Source organism: Amycolatopsis alba DSM 44262 (assembly GCF_000384215.1).
Lineage (GTDB): Bacteria > Actinomycetota > Actinomycetes > Mycobacteriales > Pseudonocardiaceae > Amycolatopsis > Amycolatopsis alba.
This window is the reverse complement of sequence record NZ_KB913032.1, coordinates 1,418,066-1,438,920: the sequence shown is the minus strand read 5'-3', so window position 1 is coordinate 1,438,920 and position 20,855 is coordinate 1,418,066. Positions and strand designations below refer to the sequence as shown.

Annotated in this window: 15 protein-coding genes; 9 read left to right on the top strand and 6 right to left on the bottom strand. The window is 69.3% G+C overall.

Going from position 1 to position 20,855, the window contains the following annotated elements; translation table 11 throughout:
* Positions 1-793: 793 nt before the first annotated feature.
* On the top strand, positions 794-1,810 hold the full coding sequence (locus AMYAL_RS0106575) for an alpha/beta fold hydrolase (RefSeq protein ID WP_020630515.1): 1,017 nt from the start codon (positions 794-796) through the stop codon (positions 1,808-1,810).
* Here AMYAL_RS0106575 and AMYAL_RS0106570 read toward each other — a convergent pair.
* Complete coding sequence (locus tag AMYAL_RS0106570) at positions 1,807-4,632, bottom strand: ATP-binding protein (protein WP_020630514.1); 2,826 nt, start codon at positions 4,630-4,632, stop codon at positions 1,807-1,809. The genes AMYAL_RS0106575 and AMYAL_RS0106570 overlap by 4 nt on opposite strands.
* Positions 4,633-4,941: 309 nt before the next feature.
* On the opposite strand from AMYAL_RS0106570, the gene AMYAL_RS0106565 reads away from it, so the two are divergent.
* The 3 genes from AMYAL_RS0106565 (at position 4,942) to AMYAL_RS0106555 (ending at position 9,248) form a co-directional block, all read left to right on the top strand.
* Positions 4,942-6,105, top strand: a complete 1,164-nt coding sequence (locus tag AMYAL_RS0106565) for a S8 family peptidase (RefSeq protein ID WP_020630513.1) — start codon at positions 4,942-4,944, stop codon at positions 6,103-6,105.
* Entirely contained in the window at positions 6,105-7,652 is a 1,548-nt protein-coding gene (locus AMYAL_RS0106560; RefSeq protein WP_020630512.1) for a S8 family peptidase, read from the top strand. Before AMYAL_RS0106565 ends, AMYAL_RS0106560 begins: the two co-directional genes overlap by 1 nt.
* 72 nt (positions 7,653-7,724) lie before the next feature.
* Positions 7,725-9,248: a phytoene desaturase family protein gene (locus AMYAL_RS0106555; protein WP_020630511.1), complete on the top strand. Its 1,524-nt coding sequence runs from the start codon at positions 7,725-7,727 to the stop codon at positions 9,246-9,248.
* Positions 9,249-9,312: 64 nt separating this feature from the next.
* Here the strand turns inward: AMYAL_RS0106555 and AMYAL_RS0106550 are convergent, their stop codons facing one another.
* Both AMYAL_RS0106550 and yaaA read right to left on the bottom strand, forming a co-directional pair.
* Positions 9,313-10,764, bottom strand: coding sequence for a trypsin-like serine protease (locus tag AMYAL_RS0106550; RefSeq protein WP_020630510.1), 1,452 nt, complete (start codon positions 10,762-10,764; stop codon positions 9,313-9,315).
* An 87-nt stretch (positions 10,765-10,851) separates the two neighbouring features.
* Positions 10,852-11,607 carry a peroxide stress protein YaaA gene (yaaA, locus tag AMYAL_RS0106545; protein WP_026466797.1) on the bottom strand — a complete coding sequence of 252 codons (756 nt, stop codon included), beginning with the start codon at positions 11,605-11,607 and terminating at the stop codon, positions 10,852-10,854.
* A 59-nt stretch (positions 11,608-11,666) separates the two neighbouring features.
* Here yaaA and AMYAL_RS0106540 point away from each other — a divergent pair, with 59 nt between their 5' ends.
* Positions 11,667-12,635, top strand: coding sequence for a GNAT family N-acetyltransferase (locus tag AMYAL_RS0106540; protein WP_020630508.1), 969 nt, complete (start codon positions 11,667-11,669; stop codon positions 12,633-12,635).
* Between the two features lie 73 nt (positions 12,636-12,708).
* Entirely contained in the window at positions 12,709-13,644 is a 936-nt protein-coding gene (locus AMYAL_RS0106535; protein WP_020630507.1) for a phosphotransferase family protein, read from the top strand.
* A gap of 266 nt (positions 13,645-13,910) precedes the next feature.
* Here AMYAL_RS0106535 and AMYAL_RS0106530 read toward each other — a convergent pair whose 3' ends face one another.
* Entirely contained in the window at positions 13,911-14,813 is a 903-nt protein-coding gene (locus AMYAL_RS0106530; protein WP_020630506.1) for a 2-hydroxyacid dehydrogenase, read from the bottom strand.
* Between the two features lie 101 nt (positions 14,814-14,914).
* Here AMYAL_RS0106530 and AMYAL_RS0106525 point away from each other — a divergent pair, with 101 nt between their 5' ends.
* Complete coding sequence (locus AMYAL_RS0106525) at positions 14,915-15,259, top strand: YciI family protein (RefSeq protein ID WP_020630505.1); 345 nt, start codon at positions 14,915-14,917, stop codon at positions 15,257-15,259.
* 306 nt (positions 15,260-15,565) lie between these two features.
* Here AMYAL_RS0106525 and AMYAL_RS0106520 read toward each other — a convergent pair whose 3' ends face one another.
* Positions 15,566-15,919 carry a VOC family protein gene (locus AMYAL_RS0106520; protein WP_020630504.1) on the bottom strand — a complete coding sequence of 118 codons (354 nt, stop codon included), beginning with the start codon at positions 15,917-15,919 and terminating at the stop codon, positions 15,566-15,568.
* 126 nt (positions 15,920-16,045) lie between these two features.
* Here AMYAL_RS0106520 and AMYAL_RS0106515 point away from each other — a divergent pair, with 126 nt between their 5' ends.
* Positions 16,046-17,794 (top strand): proline--tRNA ligase, encoded by a 1,749-nt coding sequence (locus AMYAL_RS0106515; RefSeq protein WP_020630503.1) that lies wholly within the window; start codon positions 16,046-16,048, stop codon positions 17,792-17,794.
* Positions 17,794-18,711, top strand: coding sequence for a DUF8017 domain-containing protein (locus tag AMYAL_RS0106510; protein WP_020630502.1), 918 nt, complete (start codon positions 17,794-17,796; stop codon positions 18,709-18,711). Before AMYAL_RS0106515 ends, AMYAL_RS0106510 begins: the two co-directional genes overlap by 1 nt.
* On the opposite strand, the gene AMYAL_RS0106505 is transcribed toward AMYAL_RS0106510, so the two are convergent.
* Positions 18,648-20,825 carry a bifunctional lysylphosphatidylglycerol flippase/synthetase MprF gene (locus AMYAL_RS0106505; RefSeq protein ID WP_093976687.1) on the bottom strand — a complete coding sequence of 726 codons (2,178 nt, stop codon included), beginning with the start codon at positions 20,823-20,825 and terminating at the stop codon, positions 18,648-18,650. The two genes, AMYAL_RS0106510 and AMYAL_RS0106505, sit on opposite strands and share 64 nt — an antisense overlap.
* Positions 20,826-20,855 lie beyond the last annotated feature (30 nt).

Here is a 20,855-nt window from a genome sequence, read left to right as displayed (position 1 = left end):
AGGGGCGAGTGGATGGGGGCGGACAACGCCCCGGACAGTCATCAGCACGAGGCACCTCCCTGTCGCATCCACCGGCTCCTGCCGGATCGCGGACGATCATCCCGGACTCCGCCGGACGCGCGCAACCGAATTAACCCGAAGGCGAGTCGAAAGTCCGTGAAGGCCTCCTTGCGGTCCATGCCCCCGCCGCCACCCTCAACGGAGACGCTGCGCGCCACTGCATGGATTCAAGTCCCTCAAGGAGGCCCGGTATTTGTTCACCTGTGCCTGACCTGCGCGAGGGTGGTAGTTGCGCGGGTGTGTTCCGGTCACAGACCTTGATCAACGGAAGATTCGGGACGCTCAGCGTCCCCGATCCTCCGTTGATCAAGGTCGTGCCTGCCATGAACCTGACGGGGGAGGATTCCGGACGTTCAACGGCCGGAATCCTCCCCCGTCGACCACACCGCCGCCCAGCACAAGCCCCGCCCGGCACCAAGACGAAACAGCGCCCGCCTGTGAAGGATTGAGACGTTCACTATCCCAAGTCCCTCATCAACGAGACCGAGCGTGGAAGATCCAGGACGTTGAACGTCCCAAATCCTCCACACCCGACCGCCAACCGCACCAATGGGTAAGCAAATACTGGTCCCTCAAGGAGGCCTTCACGGACTTGACACCTGGCGCGACGACTTCGCGCCTCGATCCTTGGAGTACGGGTGACGTACACCGGTGACGTCGTCCGACGGTCGCCGCGTCCACCGCCGCACCCTTAATTTCATCCCGTACCAGGCGTTTCGCGGGAGGACTCAGGATGCTCAGCAGGAGAAGGTTCGCACAGGCCGTCGCCGCCGCGGCGGCGGGAGCCACCGTGGCAGGCTGTTCGGCCCAGCCCGCGGCCGCACCGGCGGCGGCATCTGCCACCACCGGCGGGAACACCTCGTTCGGCCCGCTCAAGCAGATCGACGCCGGGGAGCTGAGCATCGGGTACGCCGAAGCCGGTCCCGCGGACGGTCCGGTGGTGGTCCTCCTGCACGGCTGGCCCTACGACATCCACAGCTACGTCGACGTCACCCCGCGCCTGGTCGCGGCCGGGTACCGGGTGATCGTGCCGTTCCTGCGGGGCTACGGGCCGACGCGGTTCCTGTCGAAGGACACCTTCCGCAACGGCCAGCAGTCCGCGATCGCCGCCGACGTCGTCGCGCTGCTGGACGCCCTCAAGATCGAGAAGGCCGTCTTCGGCGGCTTCGACTGGGGCGCCCGCACGGCCGTGATCATCGCCGCGCTGTGGCCCGAGCGCTGCAAGGCGCTCGTCTCGGTGAGCGGCTACCTGGTCACGAACCGGGAGACGAACAAGGAACCGCTTTCTCCGGCCGCCGAGCTCGGCTGGTGGTACCAGTACTACTTCGCCACCGAGCGCGGGATCCTCGGCTACACGAAGAACCGCCACGACTTCAACAAGCTGATCTGGAAGGTCGCGTCGCCGAAGTGGGCCTTCGACGACGCGACCTACGACCGTTCGGCCGCCTGTTTCGACAACCCGGACCACGTGGCCATCGTGATCCACAACTACCGCTGGCGGCTCAGCCTTGCCGACGGCGACCCGAAACTCGACGCCCTCGAACAAAAACTCGCCAAGGGCCCGGCGGTTTCGGTGCCCACCATCACGATCGGCAGCGATTTCGACGGCCCGAACACCGACGGCAAGGCCTACCGGTCGAAGTTCTCCGGCAAGTACGAGCACCGGATCCTGAACGGGATCGGCCACAACGTGCCGCAAGAGGCACCGGAGGAGTTCGCCAAAGCGGTCATCGACGTCGACAGGTTCTAGGCCGACCGAAGGCCGGCCAGCTCATTCCGCGACCGCACCTTCAGCTTCCGCAGCACACTCGCGACGTGCTGTTCCACCGTGCGCCGCGACAGGAACAGCACCTCGGCGATCTCCCGGTTGGTGTGCCCGGCGGCCAGCAGACGGGCGACGTCGCGCTCGCGCGGGGACAGCTCGTCGCCGTAGCCCCGGCGGCCGCGCCGGGAGGGGGCGACCGCACCGGTGGACCGGAACGCGTGGCGGCAGCGCGCGGCGTCGCGGGTGGCGCCGAGGTGGTCGAACGACTCGGCGAGCGCGGCGAAGGTCTCGGCGACGTCCTCGTTCCCGGCCAGGCGGCAGCGCGCGGCCCGTTCGGCGATCAGCGCCGCGTGGTACGGCGCCGGGAGGGCCTCGAACAGCGTCCGCGCCTGCTCGAAGGCCTTGATCGCGTCCGCGTGGTCGCCGCGGGACGCCGCGATGAGCCCGCGGTTCGCCGCCAGCGCGGCACGGGTCGACGGCGCGTCGAGGCCGCCGATCTCGCGTTCGAACTCGTCGGTCAGCGTCTGCGCCTCATCGTCCCGCCCGGTGGCGCAGTAGGCGTCGACGGCGGCCACGAGCAGATCCGCGCCCCAGGCCCAGACTCCCTTGGCACGCAAGAGTTCCAATCCCTTTTCGGCCTGGGTGACGGCGGCCTCGCCGAGGTCCTGGGCGAGCAGCATGCCCGCCATCCCGGCGTGCGCGGCGATCGCGACCGGCGTGAACGCGTTCTCCGGCTGATCCGCCGCGGTCCCGGCGAACCGGGCCGCGGCTTCGTCCCATTCCCCTCTGGCGGCGGCGAGCAGGCCGAGCACCAGGCACAGTTCGCTGGTCACCGGCAGGAGGTCGCGGTACTCGTCGATCAGCGCGTCGGCCCGTTCGGCGAGGCCGTCCCAGTTCCCGGTCAGCCAGTCGGTGTGGACGGCAGTCGCGCTGGCGGTGCTGACGACGTACGGCGCCCCGCAGTCGGCGGCCAGCTGCATCCCGCTGTGCAGGAGGCTCCTGGCCCGCCGGTGGTGACCCGTCCAGGCGCAGGCGTCGGCGCTGTTGCAGTGCAGCCGTGACAGATGCCGCTGTTCGTCGGGCGAACCCACGCTGGTGGGCGCCCGGTCCAGCATGTCCCAGCCGCGCGCGTCCCCGATGTGCAGCCGGGACGCCGCGTTGTTGGCCAGGAGGATGATCTTCAACCGGCGATCGGTCGCCTGGTGGATAAGCTCGTCCACCCGGTCCATCCACCGCCGGTGCTCCCGCAGCGGAGTCGCGCCGACCCACGGCTGGGCGAGCACGCCCATCCCGCGTCCGGCCAGGTCGGGCCGGTCGGCGAGGTCGTTGACGGCGATCTCGATCTCGGTCCTCGCCGCCTCCAGCCCGCCTGCCTGGCGCACCAGCAGCAGCCCGAGCCCCAGCCGGACCTCGCCGCTCAGCCGTCCGGACAGCCTGCCGTCGGTGAGCAGCCGCTCCAGTGCCGGGACGACCTCGGTCTGCGCGAGGCCGTTGCACGCCACCGAACTGAACTTGACCGCCAGTCTGTCCACATCGGACGGTTGCAGTCCCGGTTCGTCGAGCAGGGTGCGGAGCAGATCCGTCGCGGTGGCGAGATCGCCGACCGTCGACGCCTGATCCGCCGCCGCTTCGCCGTACTTCAGGGCACCGGCCCGGTCGCCTGCCTTGCGGCAGTGTTCGGCGAGCCGCACCAGGGACTGCGGGAGGCGGTCGCGCAGCAGCCGCGCGGCCCGCCGATGCAGTTCCTGGCGGTCGGGGCCGGGAATGGCCCGGTAGACGGCTTGTTGGGCGAACGCGTGCCGGAAGCCGTACGTACCCTCGCCGGTCTCCACCAGGACGTTGCGTTCGAGCGCGACGACGAGCGCGCGGCGGGCGCGTTCGGGGGCGATCGCGGCCGCGGCCGTCAGGAGGTCCGAAGTGGACGGTGTGCCGAGGACGGCCGCCGCCTCGGTGATCCGCCGGGCCGTCGACGACAGCGCGGTGAGCCGTTCGACCGTCGCCTCCCTCAGCAGCGCCGGGACTTCGACCGTGTCCAGCAGGCGCCGCGCGGTCGCGCCGTCGGCGTGCACCGCGCCCTCGACACCGCCGATCGCGTGCACGACCTCCTCGACCACGAACGGGATCCCCGCGGTCCGTTCGTGCAGCCGCGCGGCGAACTCGGCCGAGACGTTCGCCTCGCCGAGCAGGGCCGACACCTGCGCTTGGACGCCTTCGCGGTCGAGCGGGCGAAGGGTGACGAACACGTGCGCGGTGCCGGGCGCCGGGCGATAAGCACTGCCGAGCGGGATGCCGCCGGGTGTCTCTTCACGCCGGTAAGTGAGCAAGAGGGTCAGGCCCGCGGGCGGGTCGGTCATCAGGAACCGCAGCAGGCGGCGGGAGCCGTCGTCCGCCCAGTGGAGGTCCTCGATGAGGAGGACGTGCGGGCCCAGCGCCCCGAGCAGTTCCCGGACGGCGCGGAAGAGCCGGTGCCGTTCGGCGCGGGGATCGCCGAGCCGGGGTGGTGGCGCGGGCAGGCAGGCCGCGAGTTCCGGCAGGTAGGGCCCGAGCACGCCGGTCACGGGGTTGAGTTCGCGAGCCGGGCGGACGTCCTTCAGCGCGTCGAAGACCACGCCGTACGGGAAGGGTTCGCGCAGCGGCTGGCAGTTTCCGCTGAGGACCGGCCGTCCGGCGAGTTCGGGGCAGGCCAGCAGCTCGGTGGCGAGCCGGGTCTTGCCCACCCCGGCTTCGCCTTCGAGCATGATCACCGACGGCGAGCGCATCGCGCCGTCGAGAAGCTCGTTCAGTTCCGCATCACGGCCGACGAGCACTGGCGAACTCGTCCTGCGTCGGCAGCCACCGATCACCATGCCGGGTCACCCCCGCTTCACGAACAACACCGTTCGAGTGAACGCAGCTTATGCGCGGGTTCGGTGATCACGGAACCCGCTCGGACGGTCACACAACTTTCGTAGGGACGGTGGGTTTCCCCATTAGATACGTAGTCCTACGGACTGTTGCCTCGCTTGTTCGCGCAGGTGTTACCACCCGAAAGTGATTCCAGCGTGACTGCTCGTCACGGCGCCGGTCGGGAATCACGCCGGCGCGAACCACCTGTTCGAGTGAACGGAGCTCAGGAAATGCGTGGAGAACTTCGACGTCACCGGATCGCGGGTGCGGTACTCGCCGGGGCCTGTGTGACGGCCTCGCTGGCCTTCGCCGGATCGGCGACGGCCGCCGAGGGGCAGATCCTCGGCGCCGGTGTGCCGGGCGCGGTCACGGACGGGTACATCGTCTCGTTGAAGAGCGGCGACGCCGGTCTCGCGGCCAAGTACGGCGGCCAGGTGAAGGCGACCTACAGCGCCGCGCTGAACGGCTTCTCGGCGAAGATGACCGAGGCTCAGGCCAAACGGCTCGCCGCCGACCCCAATGTCGACTTCGTCCAGCAGGACGCGGTCGCGCACATGACCGGTACCCAGAACAACCCGACCTGGGGCCTGGACCGGATCGACCAGCAGAAGCTGCCGCTGGACAAGAAGTACACCTACCCCAATGACGGCGCGGGCGCGACGGTCTACGTTGTCGACACCGGCGTCGACTACGGCCAGTCCGAATTCGGCGGCCGCGCGTCCAGTGGCTACGACTTCATCGACAACGACAGCGACGCCAAGGACTGCCAGGGGCACGGCACGCACGTCGCCGGCACGGTCGGCAGCGCCACCTACGGCGTGGCCAAGGGTGCCAAGATCGTCGCGGTCCGCGTGCTGAACTGCCAGGGCAGCGGCCAGTACTCGCAGATCATCAGCGGGATCGACTGGGTCGTGAAGAACGCCAAGGGCCCGTCGGTGCTCACCATGAGCCTCGGTGGCCCGGCCGACAACGGCGTCGACTCCGCCGTGCGCCGCGCGGTCTCGGCGGGCATCACGAACACGGTGGCCTCCGGGAATTCCAACACGAACGCCTGCTCCACCAGCCCGGCCCGTGTGAAGGAGGCCATCACCGTCAACGCCACGCAGAACGACGACCGCCGGTCCACGTTCTCGAACTACGGCACCTGCACCGACATCTTCGCGCCCGGCACCAACATCACCTCGCTGCGCAACGGTGGCGGTACCCAGCAGATGAGCGGCACCTCGATGGCGACGCCGCATGTCGCAGGCGCGGCCGCGATCTACCTGACCTCGCACCCGACGGCGAACCCCGCCGCCGTGGCCTCCGGTCTGGCCGCCGCCGCCACCAACGGCGTCGTGACCAGCCCCGGTACCGGTTCGACCAACAAGCTGCTGAACGTGGCAGGTCTCTGATGCGCCGCGGCGTGCGCGGCGGTGTGGTGGCCTTCGCGGTCACCGCACTCGCCGCGCTCGCCGCCGGCAACGCCGTCGCCGCGCAGGCGGAAGGCGTTGTCGTGCAGGCGAACCAGCACTACGGGAACCAGTACATCGTGGTGCTCCACGACGTCGGCACCCTGGCCGTCGAGCAGTCTTCGGCGGCGCTGACGAGCCGCTACGGCGGTGAGGTCCGGTCGGCGTACAAGAACGTGCTCCGCGGGTTCTCGGTCAAGGGCATGTCCGAGCAGCAGGCCCGGCGCCTCGCGGCCGATCCGGCGGTCAAGGCGGTGTATGAGGACGGCACCGCGCGTGCCGTCGGCACCCAGGCCAACCCCACCTGGGGCCTCGACCGGATCGACCAGAAGAACCTGCCGCGCGACAAGAGCTTCACGTACCCGAACACGGGTGAAGGCGTCACCGCGTACGACATGGACACCGGCATCAACCCGGACAACCCGGAGTACGAAGGCCGCGCGTCCATCGGCAAGGACTTCGTCGGCGGTAACGGGAAGGACTGCAACGGGCACGGCAGTCACACCGCGGGCACCATCGGCAGCAAGACCTACGGCGTGGCGAAGAAGGTCAAGATCGTCGGGCTGAAGGTGCTCGGCAACGACTGTTCGGGCAACGGTCCCGACTCCGCCATCGTCGACGCGGCCGAATGGCTGACCGCGAACGGCACCAAACCGGCGGTGGCGAACCTGAGCCTGAAGATGGACCAGGTCGGGCTCGGCGACGACGTCATCAAGAAGTCCATCGCGGCGGGCTTCGTCTACGCGGTGGCGGCGGGCAACGAGAACCAGAACGCCTGCAACGTCAGCCCCGCCCGCATCCCCGAGGCGATCACGGTCGGCGCCTCGGACGAGAACGACAACAAGTCCTCGTTCTCCAACCACAGTTCGTGCGTGGACATCTTCGCCCCTGGCAGCAACATCACGTCGCTGTCCACGTCCAACGGTGGTTCGGCGAACATGAGCGGGACTTCGATGGCCACACCGCACGTGGCGGGCGCGGTGGCGCTCTACCTGTCAGCCAACTCCGGCGCCACCCCGCAGCAGACGCGGGACGCGCTGGTGAACAACTCCTCGGACGGCGTGCTCAAGGGCCTGCCGAGCGGAACGGTGAACAAGCTGCTGAACGTCTCGTTCATCGGCGGAGGCGGCCCCGGCCCGAAGTGCGGTGCCAAGTCCAACACGACACCGGTGTCCATTCCGGACGCGGGTGACGCGGTGACCAGTTCGGTGACGCAGGAAGGCTGCGACGGCAAGGCGTCGGCGACGCTGCCGGTCAAGGTCGACATCGCGCACACCTACACCGGTGACCTGGCGATAGACCTGATCGGGCCGAGCGGTGCGGTGTTCGGCCTCAAGCAGGCGGGAGGGATCGGCGAGGCGAGCGGCGTGCACACGTCGTACACGGTGAACGCCTCGTCCGAACCGGCGAACGGGACCTGGAAACTGCGGGTCCGCGATGTCTACCGGTTCGACAGCGGGACGATCGAAGGGTTCTCCATCACCTTCTGAGTCCTTGCGAACGGCGGTGCGCCGCGGTCACCATGACCGCGGCGCATTGTCGTTTTCGCTGGGAGGCCTTGGATGGAGTCGTACGACGCCGTGATCGTCGGTGGCGGGCACAACGGCCTGGTGGCCGCCGCCTATCTGGCCGGGGCGGGCCGTTCGGTACTGGTGCTGGAACGCCGGGACGAGGTCGGCGGGGCAGCGGTGTCGTTCCGGGCCTTCCCCGGTGTCGATGTCCGGCTTTCGCGGTACTCGTACCTGGTGAGCCTGCTGCCGCGCAAGATCATCGCGGACCTCGGTCTCGGGCTCGATCTCCGGCGGCGGCGGATGTCGTCGTACACGCCTGTCGGCGACGGCGGTCTCCTTGTCGACACGGGCGACGACGGCCGCACTTCGGCGTCGTTCTCCGCGCTCACCGGGTCCACAAAGGACTTCGAGGCTTGGCAACGGTTCTACGCGATGACCGCACGGGTCGCCGAAGCGACGTTCTCCACGCTGACCGAACCGCTGGTCTCCAGGGAACACTTACGTTCGATGATCGACCCGGAGGCCTGGGACGCGCTGTTCGAACGGCCGATCGCGGAAACGCTCACCCGGATGTTCGGCGACGACACCGTGCGCGGTGTCGTCCTGACCGACGCGCTGATCGGGACCTTCGCCGACGCCGGTGACTTCCGGCAGAACCTGTGCCTGCTCTACCACGTGATCGGCAACGAGACCGGCGATTGGGACGTGCCGGTCGGCGGGATGGGCGCGGTGACCGGGGCGCTCGCGTCGGCCGCGCGGACGGCGGGGGCGCGGCTGGTGACCGGTGCCGAGGTGCTGTCCCTCGATCCGGACGGCTCGGTGCGCTATCGGCTCGGCGACGACGAGTTCACCGTGCGCGGCGGGCACGTCCTGTCGAACGTCGCGCCGCGGACGCTCGCGCGCCTGCTGGGGGAGGAGCCGCCGGAAGCCCCGGAAGGCGCGCAGCTCAAGGTGAACATGGTGCTGTCACGGCTGCCGAGGTTGCGGGACGCGGGGGTCGATCCGCGAGAGGCGTTCGGGGGCACGTTCCACGTCAACGAGGGTTACGGGCAGCTGGCGAAGGCCTACGCGGAGGCCGCCGCGGGCAGGATCCCGTCGTTGCCGCCGTGTGAGATCTACTGTCATTCGCTCACCGACCCGTCGATCCTCGGCCCGGCCGAACGCGCCGCCGGGGTGCAGACGCTGACCCTGTTCGGGCTGCACATGCCCGCGCGGCTGTTCGAGGGACGCAACGACGAGGCGCGCGAAGAGGCGCGGCGGGCGACTTTGTCCTCTTTGGACAGTGTGCTGGCGGAGCCGATCGAGGACTGCGTGCTGCGCGCGCCGGACGGCCGGTTGTGTATCGAGGCGAAGACGCCGCTGGACCTCGAAGCCGAACTGGGACTGCCCGCGGGACACATCTTCCATCGCGATCTGTCGTGGCCTTACGCGGCCGATGCGGCTCAGGTGGGTCTTTGGGGTGTCGAGACCGCTCACGAACGGTTGTTGCTCTGCGGTGCCGGAGCCGTACGAGGCGGCGGTGTCTCCGGCATCCCCGGTCACAATGCCGCCATGGCAGTGCTATCCCGACCCTGAAGTCCGTGAAGGCCTCCTTGAGGGACTCAGAGTCCCTCAAGGAGGCCTTCACGGACTTGACTCCTTACTGGACGGTCAGGGTGTAGGTGGCGGTGGCGGTCTTGCCCGCCGAGTCCGTCGCGGTGACGGTCACCGGGTAGGTGCCGCGCTGGAAGGGCGCGGCCACCTGCATGGTCGAGCTGCCGCCGCTCGAGATCGTCTTCGGGTTGAAGAACGGCGCGAACGGCAGTCCCTGTCCGGCCGCCGAAAGCGTGATCGTGCCGGTCCCGCCGGTGGCGGAAACCGTGACGTTGCTGAAGAACCCTGGCTGGACGGTCCCGCTGCCAGGGCTCACGCTGACCTTGAGGTCGCCGGGCTGCGGACCGCCGTTGCCCACGGTCAGCGTCAGCTTCGCGGTCGCCGTGTCGGCGGTTCCCTTGCCTGAGATCGTGACGGCGTAGTCCTTTTCGGCCGTCCCGGCGGGAACCTCGATGCTCACCTTCGCCGACTCACCCGAGTTGATGGACGCGGGCTGGAACGTGGCCTTCGCGCCGTCCGGAAGTCCCGACGCGCTCAGATCGACCTTCTCCGCGCCGTTCTTGCCCGGTTTGCTGGTCACCGTCGCCGAAACGTACTTGCCCGGCTCGACCTTGAGCGAGGACGGCGTCACCGCGAGGGAGAACGTCTCCGGGTTCTGGGGCTCGCCGATCTGCTGCTTGACCCAGTCGCCCATGTCGTTGTTGAGCCTGCCGTAGACGCTGTACCACTTGAAGTCGCTGCGGCTCCACGATGCGACGCCGACGACCTTGCCGTCCACGATGAGCGGGCCGCCGCTGTCACCCGGCAGGATGGTGACGTGGCCGTCGCTGTAGCCGCTGCAGATCATCGTCGCGTCTTTGAAGCCCGCGCCGACCCCGTTGCAGCTGCTGCCCTGCACGATCGGCAGGGTGAACTTGTGCAGTTCGACGTTGCGGGTGTCGTCGTTGAAGTCCTTCTTGCCGTAGCCGAGGCCCAGCCCGGACTTGCCCGGCTTGTTCAGGTCCGTGTCGGCTGACGTCGCGACCTTCGCGTATTGGCCGCCCGGCACCGGGATGTCGGCGTCCGTGGTGACCACCGCGACGTCGTAACCCTGGTCGAAGTTGACGTACTTCGGGTGGGTGTCGTAGCTGACGACACCGATCCGCGTTCCGCCACCGGCGTTGAGATCGTCCAGTCCGTACAGGAAACTCTTCTCACCCTCGGCCGCCTTGCAGTGCGCGGCGATCAGGATCTTGCGCGGCGCGACGACCGAACCGGTGCACGTCTGGCCCTGCGGCCGGGAGCCGCCCTGGCGCAGGCCCGCGATGATGAACGGGTGGTCCTTGACCGAGGCGGGCGTGCCGCCGACGGAGTTCGTGTGCGGTCCACTGGGGACGACAGCTTGATCCGTCGGGGTGACCGCGGGCAGGTTCGCGGCGGCCGCGGGCGCGGGCAGGAGGACCGAGAGGCAACCGAGGGCGGCGGTGGCGATCCCCAGCAGCCGTTGTCTTCTGTTCACGGTGGTTCCTTTCCAGGTGGCTGGAAATCACTTTCCGCATCCGTGCCTGGTGGAACAACCGAGGAAGAAGCCCGTAGGGGTACGGAACTAATGCACGCCGTCACCGGTGAGTAGTTCGATGCTGTGGTCGCCGGTGCGCTCGACGTCGAGACCGGCCTTCGACAGCACCCGCAGCAGCTGTTCCACAGTGGACGGTTCACCGCGGGACTTCACCAGCTCCGCGGCCAGCCGTCCCTTGTAGGCCTTGTTGAAGTGGCTCACCGTGGTCCGGTTGCCCTTCGCGTCCTCGGTCACGACACGCACGGTCACCGCGTCCGGGCGGAGTTTCGCGAGGCCCGAGTACGTCCCGGAGCGCAGGTCGACGACGAGCCCTTCGATGCCCTGGAGCACCGGTTCGAGCACCGGCTTCCACACACTGCGGACGGTCCCGAGCGACGGCAGCGCGTTCCCGCCGGAAAGCCGGTACGCGGGGATCGGGTCGGTCGCCGCGACCACGCCGAACAGCGCCGAAGCGACGGCGAGGCGCTTCTCCGCCTTCGCCAGCGTCGCCTTGGTGAAGGACTTCACGTCGAGCGCGTCGTAGAGCACTCCGGTGTAGCGGCGCAGCCCTGGCATCGTGGGCGAGGTCCACAGCTCGGCGTTGCGGGCGACCTCGTCGGCCTGCCGCGGCGTGATGCCGAGCGCGGCCACACTGGCCGGGACGTCGGCCGCCAGCTCGGACAACGCGTCGGCCAGTTTGGCCCGTGTCGGGTTCAGTTCCGGGAACGACAGCGCGCCGAGATCCAGCGGCGCGCCGGTGCCACCGGCGGCCTTGGTTTCGGAAGGGGGGAGCAGCACGAGCACCACGGAAGCGTAACTAAATGGAGTGCGTCACCCCGAGGCGCGGGCTTAGCCTCCTCCGCATGAGCCTGACCTGGCGCCCGCTGACCATGGACGACATGCCGCGACTGGCCGAGACCTTCGCCGCTGCGGAGCGTGTCGAGCCGATCGAAGAGCACTACAGCGCGGAGGACCTCGCCGAGGAGATCGGCTCGCCGAACATCGACCTGCCGACCGCGACCACCAGCGCCTGGGACGGCGACAAGCTGGTCGCCTACGGTGTGCTCAGGCGCCGTGACGCGGCGAATCCGGCGCATATGGTGCGGGTCGAGACGCTCGTCCATCCCGAGTACCGCGACGACGCGATCGCCGCGCGTCTCACGGGGTGGTTCGAGAAGACGGGCAAAGAGGTCCACGCGAAGTCCCATCCGGACGCGCTGCTGGAACTGCACGCCGCCGCCAACACCAAACAGCGCTGGCTCACCGAGGTCCTCGTGGACGCCGGGTACGAGCACGCCCGGTGGTTCGTCGACATGCGGGCCGACCTCGGCTCGATCCCGCCGGTCAAGCCGCTGCCCGAGGAGTTCCCCTTGGTGGCTTACGAGGACAAGTACGAGGAACTCACCCTGCGGTCCCGCAACGAGACCTTCGCGGACCATTGGGGGAGCACGGCGCAGTCGCCGGAGGCCTGGCGGCATCTCGTGGTCGGCGCGAAGGATTTTCAGCCGGATCTGTCGTTCCTGCTGCTGAGCCCTGGCAAGGACAGGGTGGTCGCGATGGTGCTGACCGCGTTCTTCGCCTCCGACGAGGCCGCGACGGGTGTGAAAGACCTGTACGTCAGCCATGTCGCGACGGACGCGGGCCTTCGCGGACGCGGCATCGCCGGCGCGCTGCTCGGGCACACGCTCGTCAAGGCCAAGGCGGCGGGTTTCCAGCGGGCCTCGCTCAACGTCGACCAGGACAACACTCACCGCGCTCTCGGCGTCTACGAGCGTGTCGGGTTCAGTGAGCATCAGCGCTGGGCTGGGTACGTGAAGCCCGTTCCTACCTGACCGGTTGTCACCCGAAAGGGCGTATTTCGGTACAGTCGATCTTCTCGGAGAGATCGCTGGGGGTGGTAGGGCGTTGCCGGTTTCCGCACGCCTCGGCTGGCATGACCTGCCGTCGGCGACGCGTGACGCCGTGGAGCGTGAGCTCGGGTCGGCGGTGCGTCGTTCGCTGTGGCAGACCCCCGAATTCGACGGCGGGGTCGCCGCGAGGCTCGAACTCGAACGCGGTCAGCGCTGGGTCTTCCTGAAGGCCATCCCGGCGAGCAGTCCGCGAGCGGGCGGCTACCGGACGGAGGCCGCCATCGCGCGGCGGCTGCCCCCGGAGGCTCCCACGCCGAAGCTGCTGTCCTTTGTGGACGGCGACTGGCCGGTGCTCGTGTTCGCCGACTTCGACGGCACCAGGCCGAACCTGCGCCCTGGGTCGCCGGACCTCTCCGCCGTCCTGGCCACCTTCGGCGCGCTCGGCCGCACGCTCACGCCGTGCCCGTTGCCCGACGTCCCGGACGCGCTCGACGATCTCGGCCCGCTCTTGCGCGGCTGGCACGAACTGGCGAAGGAGCCGCCGGACGACCTCGACGGCTGGGCCGTCCGCAACCTCGACAGGCTCGTCCAGCTGGAGACCTCCTGGCATCCCTGGTCGGCAGGGGACACCTTGCTGCACAACGACATCCAGCCCGAGTATCTGGTGCGGACCGGGCCGGGCCGGGTGCTCGTCACCGACTGGCGCTATCCGGCGAGGGGCGCGGGCTGGCTCGACCTGGTCGCGCTCGTGCCGTATCTGCTCGACGCCGGGCACGAGCCCGCCGACGTCGACCGCTTGTTGCGGCGCCGCCCCGTGCTCGCCGGGGTCCCGGTCTGGGCGGTCACGGCGTTCGGTGTCGCCTTGGCCGGGCACGCCGAACGAGCGTCCCGGCTACCGGAACCACCCGCGACGACCGGGGTCCGCGCGGCGCAGCGCCGTCTCGCCGCGGCCATGCGCGGCTGGCTCGCGTACCGCACTCACTGGCCCTAGGCCAAACCGCATTCAGAGGACCAATTGCCCCACGGGCAACCGGCGACCTGGGGTGACGCGGCGCCGAACTCGCGTGATCAGACACGGAACTCGCGTGTTTGGAGCCGGATCTCGCGTGCTCGGACGCCGCACGCGTGAGTTCCGCCTCCAGTCACGCGAGTTCCGCTTTCAAGCACGCGAGTTCGCCGTCTGATCACGCGAGTCACGTCCGCGTCCTGGCCGCGAGCCCGGCGGACGAGCCGGGCAGAGGCACCGCGTCGAGTGCGTCAGCCGACGACGTGCAGCGGTTCTTCTCCGGCGGCGTAGCGGCGCAACTGCTCGGTGACCAGCCGCTTCGCGCGCGGGTAGAACGACGCCGACCCGCCCGCGACATGCGGCGTGATGATCACGCCCGGCGCGGTCCACAGTGGATGCCCGGCGGGCAGCGGCTCCGGGTCGAGGACGTCCAGCGCGGCACGCAGCCGTCCGGAGACGGCCTCCGCCGTCAGCGCCGCGGTGTCGATCGCCGAGCCCCGCCCGACGTTCACCACCAGGGCGTCGTCCGGCAGCGCGGCGAGTTCCGCGGCACCGAACAAGCCCATGGTCGCGGGCGTTTCGGGCAGGATCAGGACCACGATGTCGGCGGACGGCAGCAGTTCCGCCAGTTCATCGACACCGTGCACGCGGTCCGCGGGCCGGGCCGTGCTCGCCACCCTGGTCACGACGGCCTCGGCCGCGACCAGTTGCCGCTCGATGGCCTGGCCGATCGAGCCGTGGCCGACGAGCAGCACCCGGCTGTCCGCCAGTGAGCGCGTGTGCTCGCGCTCCCACGACGCCTTCACCTGCTGCGCGAACCAGCGCGGCAGATCCCGCTGGGACGCGTGGATCAGCGCCAGCGCGTGCTCGGCCACGCTGAGGTCGTGCAGGCCGCGGCCGTTGGCCAGCTTCACCCCCGCCGGCACCAGCGGGACCAGCTTCTCCACCCCGGCCGAAAGCGCCTGCACGAGTTTCAGCGACGGAAGCCGGGCGATCAGCTTCGACGGCTCTGAACCGGCGTCGTACGGCAGCACGTAGACCTCGGCGTCATCGAGTCCACCGTCCGGCAGCGGACCGGTGCCATCGTAGAGCCGCGCGCTCAGGCCCTCGGGCAGCTCGATATCGGACCAGGGCAGGATGGCTCGCTCCGTCATGCCGCCATTCTGACCAGAGGGCCCGCCGCGGAATCCGTTGCCCTTCCACAGCCGAAGGTACGAGACTCTCTTCTCTGGCCGGGGAGACAAAGGAGTCGGAAGTGACCAAGTACCTGATCTCGTTCGACGAAGGCACGATGCGGATCTCCGAGGAGGATCTGCCCGCCGTGACCGAAGCGTCGGTCACCGTGGTCCGGGCCGCCATGGACGCCGGTGTGTGGGTGTTCGGGGGCGGACTGACACCTCGGCAGGGGACGAGCGTGGTGGCCACCGACGGGACGGTCACCGACGCCCCGCCCGCGGCGGGCAAGCAGTACCTCGGCGGATTCTCGATCGTCGACGTGCCCACGCGCGAAGAAGCGCTGGAGTGGGCGGCCAAGATCGCCGTCGCCTGCCGCTGCGCGCAAGAGGTCCGCGAGTTCATGCCCGAGCCGGACGACCTCTGACCGAGGCCGGACGTGACCGGTACGCCTGGCCCGATGGTCTCGTCCGGCTGATCACGTGTGTCGTCCACTTGATCACGTGTGTCGTCCGGCTGATCACGGCTGCGCGCACGTCTTCCCGGACAGCGCCGATTGCCGCCCCGTGGGCCTACCGGTGCGGTGATGATCGTCAACGGATCTCACGCGTGACCAAACGGACGACACGCGTGATCAGACGGACGACGCTCGGGACCAGACGGACGACGCTCGTGACCGGATGGACGACACGCGTGATCAGACGGACGACACCGGCGATCGGCGGGACGTGACTCAGCCGTGGGTCGCGACGCAGAACTCGTTGCCCACCGGATCGGCCAGCACCGTCCAGGCGATGCCCGGCATCTCGTGCTCGTCCACCTTCTTCGCTCCCAGTCCGATCAAACGTTCCACCTCCTTCTGCCTGTCTTCGCTGACGAAGTCCATGTGGACCCGGTTCTTGGCGACGCGCGGCTCCGGCACGCGCTGGAACGCGAACACCGGCCCGGCCCCGGCCTTGGGGTGCAGGATCAGGAACTCGCCCTCGTAGTCCTGATCCACTCCCACCCCGAGCGCCTCCGTCCAGAACGCCGCGAGCCCGCGCGGATCCGCGCAGTCGATCGTGATCATGCCCAGTTCGATACCCATGCAGGCACGCTAGCGACACCCACCGACAAAACCGGGCGCCCGCGATAACCGGTTGAACCGTCCCTGGGTGGGGTGACTACGCTGCGCAGAACGTCTAAGCAGGTAATTCCAGCGAGGAGCCCAGAAGTGATCACCAGGATGTCGTCGTTGTTCCTTCGCACCCTGCGCGAGGATCCGGCGGACGCCGAGGTACCGAGCCACCGGCTCCTGGTACGCGCCGGCTACGTCCGCCGGGTGGCCCCTGGCGGCTACTCCTGGCTGCCGCTGGGCCTGCGGGTGCTGCGCCGCATCGAGAACGTCGTCCGTGACGAGATGAACGCGTTCGGCGCGCAGGAGCTCCAGTTCCCCGCGCTGCTGCCGAGGGAGCCCTACGAAGCCACCGGCCGCTGGACCGAATACGGCGACGCCCTGTTCCGTCTCAAGGACCGCAAGGGTGCCGACTATCTCCTCGGCCCGACGCACGAGGAGCTCTTCGCGCTCACCGTGAAGGGTGAGTTCAACTCGTACAAGGACTATCCCGTCGTCCTGTACCAAATCCAGACCAAGTACCGCGACGAGGCGCGCCCCCGCGCCGGCATCCTGCGCGGCCGTGAGTTCGTCATGAAGGACTCCTACTCCTTCGACCTCGACGACGAGGGCCTGGCGAAGTCTTACGAGCTGCACCGCCAGGCCTACACGAGGATGTTCGACCGCCTCGGCATCGAGTACGTCGTCGTGAAGGCGACCTCCGGCGCGATGGGCGGCTCGGCCTCCGAAGAGTTCCTCGCCGTCGCCGAGACGGGTGAGGACACCTACGTCCGCAGCACCGAATCGGGTTACGCGGCCAACGTCGAAGCGGTCACCACGCCCGTGCCCGAGGCCAAGCCGGTCGAGGGGCTGCCCGAGGCGAAGGTCCATCACACGCCGGACACGCCGACCATCGAATCGCTGGTCGCGTTCCTGAACAACGCGGACCTCGGGCGCACCTTCACCGCCGCGGACACGCTCAAGAACGTCCTGGTGAAGGTCCGTCAGCCGGGCGCGAAGGAGTGGGAGCTGCTGGCCATCGGCCTCCCCGGCGACCGCGAGGTCGACACGAAGCGCCTCGAAGTGTCCCTCGAGCCCGCCGAGTTCGAGCTGCTCGATGAGGCCGACTTCGCCAAGAACCCGTTCCTCGTCAAGGGCTACATCGGCCCGAAGGCGCTGAAGGACAACGGCGTCCGGTACCTGCTCGACCCGCGCGTCGTCGAGGGCACTTCCTGGGTCACCGGCGCGGACGAGCGCGACCACCACGTGGTCGACCTGGTCGCGGGCCGCGACTTCACCGGTGACGGCACGATCGAGGCCGCCGAGGTCCGCGAAGGCGACGCCTCGCCCGACGGCAAGGGCACCCTGGTCGCCGCGCGCGGCATCGAGATCGGGCACATCTTCCAGCTGGGCCGCAAGTACGCCGACGCGTTCTCGCTGGACGCGCTCGGCCCCGACTCCAAGCCCATCCGCATCACCATGGGCTCCTACGGCGTCGGTGTCTCGCGGCTGGTCGGCGTGCTCGCCGAGCAGAACCACGACGATCTCGGCCTCGTCTGGCCCCGTGAGGTCTCGCCGTTCGACGTGCACGTCGTCATCGCGGGCAAGGACGAGACGATCGCCGCCGGCGCGGAGAAGCTGGCCGCCGAACTGAACGCCGCCGGGATCGAGATCGTCCTCGACGACCGCAAGGCTTCCCCTGGCGTGAAGTTCGCGGACGCCGAACTCGTCGGCGTGCCGACGATCCTCGTCGTCGGGCGTGGCCTGGCGAACGGTGTCGTCGAGGTCAAGGACCGCCGCACCGGAGACCGCGAGGAGATCGCCGTCGACGCGGTCGTGGAGCATCTGGTCAAGCTCGTCCGCTCGTAATGTTCGGCAAGAAGCGCGGGGATTCCCCCGGCTACGAGGACAACGCGGCGCTGGACGGGTTCGGGGGCTATCAGCCCTCGGACTCGTCCGGCTACTCGCCCGCTCCCGCAGAACCGGAACCCGCGCCGAAGCCTGCGAAGCAACCGATGTCGCGAAGCGGGCGAAGGGCCATGTACGGCTTCTTCGCCACGCTGGGTGTCATCGCGGTCGCCGCCCTCGCGAACAACAGCGACCGCTCGTCGGACAGCAGCGCCCCGACGCCCCGGACCCCGACCGTCTACACGCCGTCGCCGCAGGTCATCGCGCCGCCGGTGACCGAAGGCTGGCAGTCGGTCGCCGGGAAGGACGGCGTCTACGCCTACGACGTCCCGCCGAACTGGACGCCGAAACCCGGCACGATCCACGGCTGGGAGAAGGGCACCCAGGTCCCCGGCATCACGATGGTCGCCAGTGCCTTCGTCGGTGAAGGTTACTGCCCGCAAGAGAAGCGAAGCAGGATCGGCGGCAGTGGCGTGGCGAACGTGAAGGTCGCCGACCCAGCCGCCGCGGCGCGGAAGGCGGTCGACGACCTCGCCGTCAGCGCCTACAACCCGGAGAACGGCCCGCTCACGGCCAAGATCACCCTGGAACCGCCCCAAGCGGCCGAGTTCACGCTCGGTTCCGGCAAGAAGGTCCCCGCGAGCATCCTGCTCGCCGAGGTCGTGACCCCGCCGGGACCGTGTGGCGAGCGGCGCGCCCTGATCGGTGTGCTCGCGCCGCAGCTGGGCGACGCCTCGGCGGCCCTGGCCGTCTATTCGGGCCAGGACACGCCGGGCGGAGCCGACCGTGAGCAGATCCTGAAGATCCTCAAGACCTACCGGGGTGTCCCGGAAGCGGACCGCAAGACCATCACGCCGCCGCCTTCGACGTTGCGCTGAGGCTTCTTGCTGCCGGAGCGCGCGAGCTTCGCCAGCCGCAGCAGCCCGGTGTTCGGCAGGTAGGCCCGGCCGAGCGCGATCCCGATCCGCGGCAGATCCGCTTCGTCGCGGAACGCGAGGTACAGCGGGACGTGCCGCGGCTGGAACTTCGCCTTGAACGCGTGCAGCGACCGGAATCCGTAGAACGGCTCCATCATCGTGCCGAGCGCGTCCAGCACCCGCTCGACGGCGTGCGCGGGTTCGCCGGAGCTCGCCAGCGGGGCACCTGAAAGCGAAACGAACTTCGCGCCTTCCTCGCGGAATGCCAGGCACGACGACGCGATCAGGAACTCCATCGACGGGCGGAATCCGTCGGCACGCTTGCGCATGACGTCGAGGGTCCAGCCGCCGACGGCGCCCGCGCCGGTGTAGACCGGCATCCACGACGTCACGCCGTGGACCACGCCGTCGGCGTCCACCGCGAGGCCCACGCGGGTCTCGGGGTCCATCGCCTCGTCGACCCCGCCGAGGGTGAAGCCCATTTCCGGCATGCCCTTGTCGCTGATCCACTCTTCGGAGATCGCGCGCACCTGGTTGATCACCGCGCGCGGCTGGTCGGCGAGCCGGACGAGCCGGAACTCGATGCCGTCCTTCTTGGCGCGGTTGAGCGCGGTCCGCACGTCCTGCCAGCGCTTGCCGCGGAACTCCAGCGTCTCCAGCTCGATCAGGGTGTCCTCGGCGACCTGGACCTGCTTCCAGCCGAGTTCGTCGGTTTTGGCGGTGGTGTCGCCGGTGGCGGAGAACAGGCACGGCACGAGACCGGTGTTCTCGCACATCGTGATGAACTCCGAGATCGTGCGGTCGGCGGCGCCGTCCGGGGCGATCGGGTCGCCGAGGGCGATCGCGACCCCGGCGTGGCGCCGGTAGGCGAGGTAGGACTTGCCGTCCGCGGCCACGAAGTACGAGTTCTGCGGCCACGTCGTCATCCACGAAAGCGTGCTTCCGCCGTGACGGCTGAGCAGGGTGCGGGCCAGCGCGGGGTTGCCCATCCGGCCGAGACGGCGGCGCTTGCGGCGTGACGGCACCCGGAAGGCGCCCCGCGACGAGATCAGCAACGCGAACTCGACCGTCCACAGGAGGTTGTCCACGAAGAACAGCGGCGGATCCATCAGCCCGCCGTCGTCACCGAAGACCTCGGCCAGCGCGAGCACCCCGCCGTAGGCCATCACCTGCAGGATGACGAACGAGGTCAGGATCATCGCGCTCCACCAGGCGACCTGGCTGCCCTTGCGCAGGCCGTTCATGATCGGCACCACGATCAGGCACAGGATGACGACTTCCCAGGTGGAGAGCGAGAGCTCCTCGGACGAACCGAAGGGGCCGTTGCCCGGTACGAAGGCCATCACCAGCTCGGCGACCGTCAGCACCAGCAGGCCCGCCACGACGTAGAACCGCCACTCGCGCAGGCTCGGCCGCCGTTCACGGCCCGGATCCTTCGAACCGAGGAACTTGCGCCCGAACGGCAGGGCGAGGACGAGGGCGAAGAAGTGCACGAGGTCGGCGAGCGTGCCGACGAAGATGATCGCGATCCCGGCGTAGACGCACAGCCCGGCGCGCAACCGCAGGCGCCACGGCGGGCGCAGGGTGGCGCTGGCGACCGCGACCGCGGCGAGCGCGCCCCCGGAGAACCCGACGTCGAGGGTGCCGGCGATCCGTTCGGCCCACTCCCAGCCGGAGTTGCGGCTCAGCGCCAGGAACTGGACGGCCACCAGCACGCTGACGAACTGACCGCCGATGGCGATCGCCATCGCCCGGCGCGTGCCGAGCCGCCATTCCGCGAATCCGGCGAACAACGCGAAGCTGAGCACCATCGGCAGGTAGTACAGCGGGACGACCGCGAACAGCGGTCCGGTGAGCACGGTCCACCACCGGCCTGATTCGAGCGACGGCAGCCCATACGCGATGTACGGGTACACCGCGCGATCCTCGGCGGCCGACCAGAGCGCGCCCGTGGCCAAGGCGAGCGCGAGCATGGTCATCGTGACGAGGGTCGTGAAAGGCAGCCGGTGCCTCAGCACCGCGGTGATCTTGTGCGTCCGGCCCGGCGCGGCCGTCCCGCTTCCCCCTGTTGGCATGGAATCAAAGTAGGCGCGGGAGCCGGTCGG

Bases quoted from the DNA above. Each gene is read 5' to 3' on its own strand.
- AMYAL_RS0106520 (WP_020630504.1), bottom strand. From the start codon at position 15,919: ATGGGTATCGAACTGGGCATGATCACGATCGACTGCGCGGATCCGCGC.
- AMYAL_RS0106505 (WP_093976687.1), bottom strand. From the start codon at position 20,825: ATGCCAACAGGGGGAAGCGGGACGGCCGCGCCGGGCCGGACGCACAAG.
- AMYAL_RS0106540 (WP_020630508.1), top strand. From the start codon at position 11,667: ATGAGCCTGACCTGGCGCCCGCTGACCATGGACGACATGCCGCGACTG.
- AMYAL_RS0106510 (WP_020630502.1), top strand. From the start codon at position 17,794: ATGTTCGGCAAGAAGCGCGGGGATTCCCCCGGCTACGAGGACAACGCG.
- AMYAL_RS0106560 (WP_020630512.1), top strand. From the start codon at position 6,105: ATGCGCCGCGGCGTGCGCGGCGGTGTGGTGGCCTTCGCGGTCACCGCA.
- AMYAL_RS0106565 (WP_020630513.1), top strand. From the start codon at position 4,942: ATGCGTGGAGAACTTCGACGTCACCGGATCGCGGGTGCGGTACTCGCC.
- AMYAL_RS0106555 (WP_020630511.1), top strand. From the start codon at position 7,725: ATGGAGTCGTACGACGCCGTGATCGTCGGTGGCGGGCACAACGGCCTG.
- AMYAL_RS0106575 (WP_020630515.1), top strand. From the start codon at position 794: ATGCTCAGCAGGAGAAGGTTCGCACAGGCCGTCGCCGCCGCGGCGGCG.
- AMYAL_RS0106530 (WP_020630506.1), bottom strand. From the start codon at position 14,813: ATGACGGAGCGAGCCATCCTGCCCTGGTCCGATATCGAGCTGCCCGAG.